This is a genomic window from Streptomyces sparsus, from assembly GCF_054776295.1.
Map to the genome: position 1 here is coordinate 1 of NZ_BAAHCA010000476.1, position 3780 is coordinate 3780.

General features: G+C 68.6%; 2 protein-coding genes. Both read right to left on the reverse strand.

Features of this window, described 5'->3' with window-relative positions; translation table 11 throughout:
• Positions 1-84: 84 nt before the first annotated feature.
• Positions 85-660, reverse strand: coding sequence for a small secreted protein (locus tag ACYVE9_RS18760; RefSeq protein WP_461029042.1), 576 nt, complete (start codon positions 658-660; stop codon positions 85-87).
• A 232-nt stretch (positions 661-892) separates the two neighbouring features.
• Positions 893-3307 carry a sodium-translocating pyrophosphatase gene (locus ACYVE9_RS18765; protein ID WP_461029043.1) on the reverse strand — a complete coding sequence of 805 codons (2415 nt, stop codon included), beginning with the start codon at positions 3305-3307 and terminating at the stop codon, positions 893-895.
• Positions 3308-3780: the final 473 nt, after the last annotated feature.

Below are 3780 nucleotides of genomic sequence, written 5' to 3' on the forward strand. Positions count from 1 at the left end.
CCCGGCACGTCGGCCGGGCGAGCCGGGGCGCGACGGGTCGGCGTGCCGGGCGCGCGGGGTCAGGCGCGAAGGGTCACGCGGGGGTCAGGCCGCGGAGGGCGTCGCCTCGCCGGTGTCGGGCTTCTTGCAGCCCTCCTGCTCGGACATGGCCTTGCCCAGCTCGCCGGACTGGAGCTTGTTGAGCGCCTGGTCACCGCTCTTGCCGAGCTTGTCCAGGTCGTCGGCGATCTCCTTCAGGCCGTCGGCGAACTCCGCCTGGTCCTTGGTGTCGAGACCGTCGATCTTCTCCTTGAGCCCGACATACGACGTGGAGATGCCCTTGAGCTCCTTCACGGCGTCCCGCTGCAGCGCCTTGCCGTCCTCGACCGGCGGCTCACCCGCGTTCTTGACCGCGGTGGCCAGCGACCCGTAAGCCTCGGAGATCTGCTGGAAGGCGGCCGAGTCGGCCTTCTTCACCTCCGCGGAGGAGCTGTCCTTGTCGCCCGCCTCGGAGATCGAGGTGTTGGCGTTCTGGATCTTCTTGACCTGCGGCTGCACCTGGTCGCAGACCTTCTTGGCCCAGGCATGGGTCTTCTCGTCACCGTCGTCGCTGCTGCACCCGGTCAGCGCCAGAGCGACCACCGCGCCGCCGCACAGCGTCGAGGCAAGCTTCTTGTTCACCGGAATTGTCCCTTCGTGGCTACCCGGCCCGGAAGATACACGTCATCGGTGCATCAACGACGAGTCGGGCGAGCCACCCAGTCCCTTTTGGTATGAAATCATCCATATGTAGCAAGCAAAACGGGGCCCGTTTCACATCCCCGCCCCGCCCGGAACCGCATGGACGGGTGGCACCCACCGGGTGCCACCCGTCCATGTCGTGCACCGGCTTCCGTCCGCCCGTTTCCGGTCGCTAGGGGGCGGCCACCGGGTCGGGTGAACCCGACCGACGATCGGTACTGCCCTCGTCATCGTCGTCGGTGGTGATGCCGCGCCGCTTCGACGCCAGCACCGCGGCAGCGATCACCATGGCGGAGACCACGGCGACGGTGGCCCGCAGACCGGCATGGGCGTCGTCGCCGTACGACAGGGTCACCACCGCGGGCGCGATGAGCAGCGCCACCAGGTTCATGACCTTCAGCAGCGGGTTGATCGCGGGGCCCGCCGTGTCCTTGAACGGGTCCCCGACCGTGTCACCGATGACGGTGGCGGCATGCGCCTCACTGCCCTTGCCGCCGTGGTGACCGTCCTCGACGAGTTTCTTGGCGTTGTCCCAGGCGCCGCCGGAGTTGGCGAGGAACACCGCCATCAGCAGCCCGGTACCGATCGCGCCCGCCAGGAAGGACGCGAGCGCCCCGACTCCGAGCGTGAAACCGACGAAGATCGGCGCCATCACCGCCAGCAGCCCCGGCGTGGACAGCTCACGCAGCGCGTCCTTGGTGCAGATGTCGACGACGCGCCCGTACTCGGGCTTCTCGGTGTAGTCCATGATCCCGGGGTGCTCGCGGAACTGCCGCCGCACCTCGTAGACCACCGAGCCGGCCGAGCGGGACACCGCGTTGATCGCGAGCCCGGAGAAGAGGAACACCACCGCCGCGCCCAGGATCAGGCCCACCAGGTTGTTCGGCTGGGAGATGTCCAGGTTCAGTCCCAGCTCGCCCGCACCGGCGTTGACCTCCGCCACCGCCGTGGCGATGGCGTCCCGATAGGACCCGAAGAGGGCAGCGGCCGCCAGCACGGCGGTGGCGATGGCGATCCCCTTGGTGATGGCCTTGGTGGTGTTGCCGACCGCGTCGAGGTCGGTGAGCACCTGGGCGCCCTCACCCTGCACGTCACCGGACATCTCCGCGATGCCCTGCGCGTTGTCCGACACAGGACCGAAGGTGTCCATCGCGACGATCACCCCGACCGTGGTCAGCAGACCGGTGCCGGCCAGCGCGACGGCGAACAGGGCGAGCATGACCGAGGTGCCGCCGAGCAGGAAGGCGCCGTAGACACTGAGCCCGATGAGCAGCGCGGTGTAGACGGCGGACTCCAGGCCCAGGGAGACACCGGAGAGGATGACCGTCGCAGGACCGGTCAGCGAGGTCTTGCCGACGTCCCGCACCGGTTTGCGCGTCGTCTCCGTGAAGTAACCGGTGAGCTGCTGGATCACCGCGGCCAGCACGATGCCGATCGCCACGGCGAGCAGCGCGATCAGCCGCGGGTCCCCGTCGTGAGCGGCGATGGCCTCGTCGCCCACGTTGTCCAGCTCGGCGAACGTCGCCGGCAGGTAGGTGTAGGAGGCCAGCGCGACCAGCACGAGCGAGATCACCGCGGAGATGAAGAACCCGCGGTTGATGGCGGACATGCCGCTGCGGTCCTTGCGCCGCGGTGCCACCACGAACACGCCGACCATCGCGGTGACCACCCCGATGGCCGGAACCAGCAGCGGGAACGCCAACCCGGCGTCACCGAACGCCACGGTGCCCAGGATCAGGCTGGCGACCAGGACGACGGCGTAGGACTCGAAGAGGTCCGCGGCCATACCGGCGCAGTCACCGACGTTGTCCCCCACGTTGTCGGCGATCGTCGCCGCGTTGCGCGGATCGTCCTCGGGAATGCCCTGCTCGACCTTGCCGACCAGGTCGGCGCCCACGTCGGCGGCCTTGGTGAAGATTCCGCCGCCGACTCGCATGAACATGGCGATCAGTGCGGCACCCAGGCCGAAGCCCTCCAGCACCTTCGGTGCGTCCGCCGCATAAACCAGGACCACACAGGCCGCACCGAGCAGACCGAGGCCCACCGTGCACATTCCGACCACTCCGCCGGTGCGGAAAGCGATCTTCATGGCGCGGTGCGACACCGTGGTGAGGTCCTTTGCCGGCTCACCGTCCGCAGAACTCGCCTCACGAGCCGCCGCGGCGACCCGCACGTTACTGCGGACCGCGAGCCACATACCGATATAGCCGGTGGCGGCCGAGAACACCGCGCCGACCAGGAAGAACAGCGAACGGCCGATGCGCTGGTTCGTGTCGTCGGCAGGGAGCAGCATGAGCAGGAAGAAGACCACGACGGCGAAAACGCCGAGCGTGCGCATCTGCCGGGCCAGATAGGCGTTGGCGCCTTCCTGGACCGCCGAGGCGATCTCCTTCATGCGGTCGGTGCCCTCGCCTGCCGCGAGCACCTGGCGCGCCAGCACCACGGCCACGGCAAGCGCTGCCACCGCGACCGCGGCGATCACCAGCACCCAGACCCGGTTGCCCGAGGTGAGCACGGCGTCCGCGAGCAGGTGGTGGTTCTCGAGTAGGTGATGGTTCTCAAGAGGGGGGAGAAGTTGCCCCGCCATTCGTCCTCCTTGACGTTTGGCACATGGGCGCGCGCAAGCACACGCTCAGGCGTCCTGCAGCAAAGACGTGGACGGATTGTAGGGAGCTGATCCACAACAAAACAGGGTGCGGTGACGGGAATTCGCCTGCACCAGCGAAGATCAAAAATGGCGCGTCGCCTAATTCCCCCACTTGGCGGAATAGAACCCGCGGGCCGGGACGCGGAAAACGATCTCGCCGAATGATCTCCCGACGTCCCCACCGATCCGCTGACCGGCGAATAAACCCCATGAGCGGCAACCGCGCGAGAAATCCGCCGCCCGCTGCAGGGCAGCAACGGGGGCGCGAGGGGCGGCTGGGACGCCTGCGGACCCCTGGGAGGGCGCTTGCCCCGCGGGGCGGCACGATGCGGGCGAGGTTCCCGCGATGGGCCGGATCACGTCATCCGCCCGGCCGCCGCTGCGGCGTCCCCGGCGGACAGAATCCGCGCACG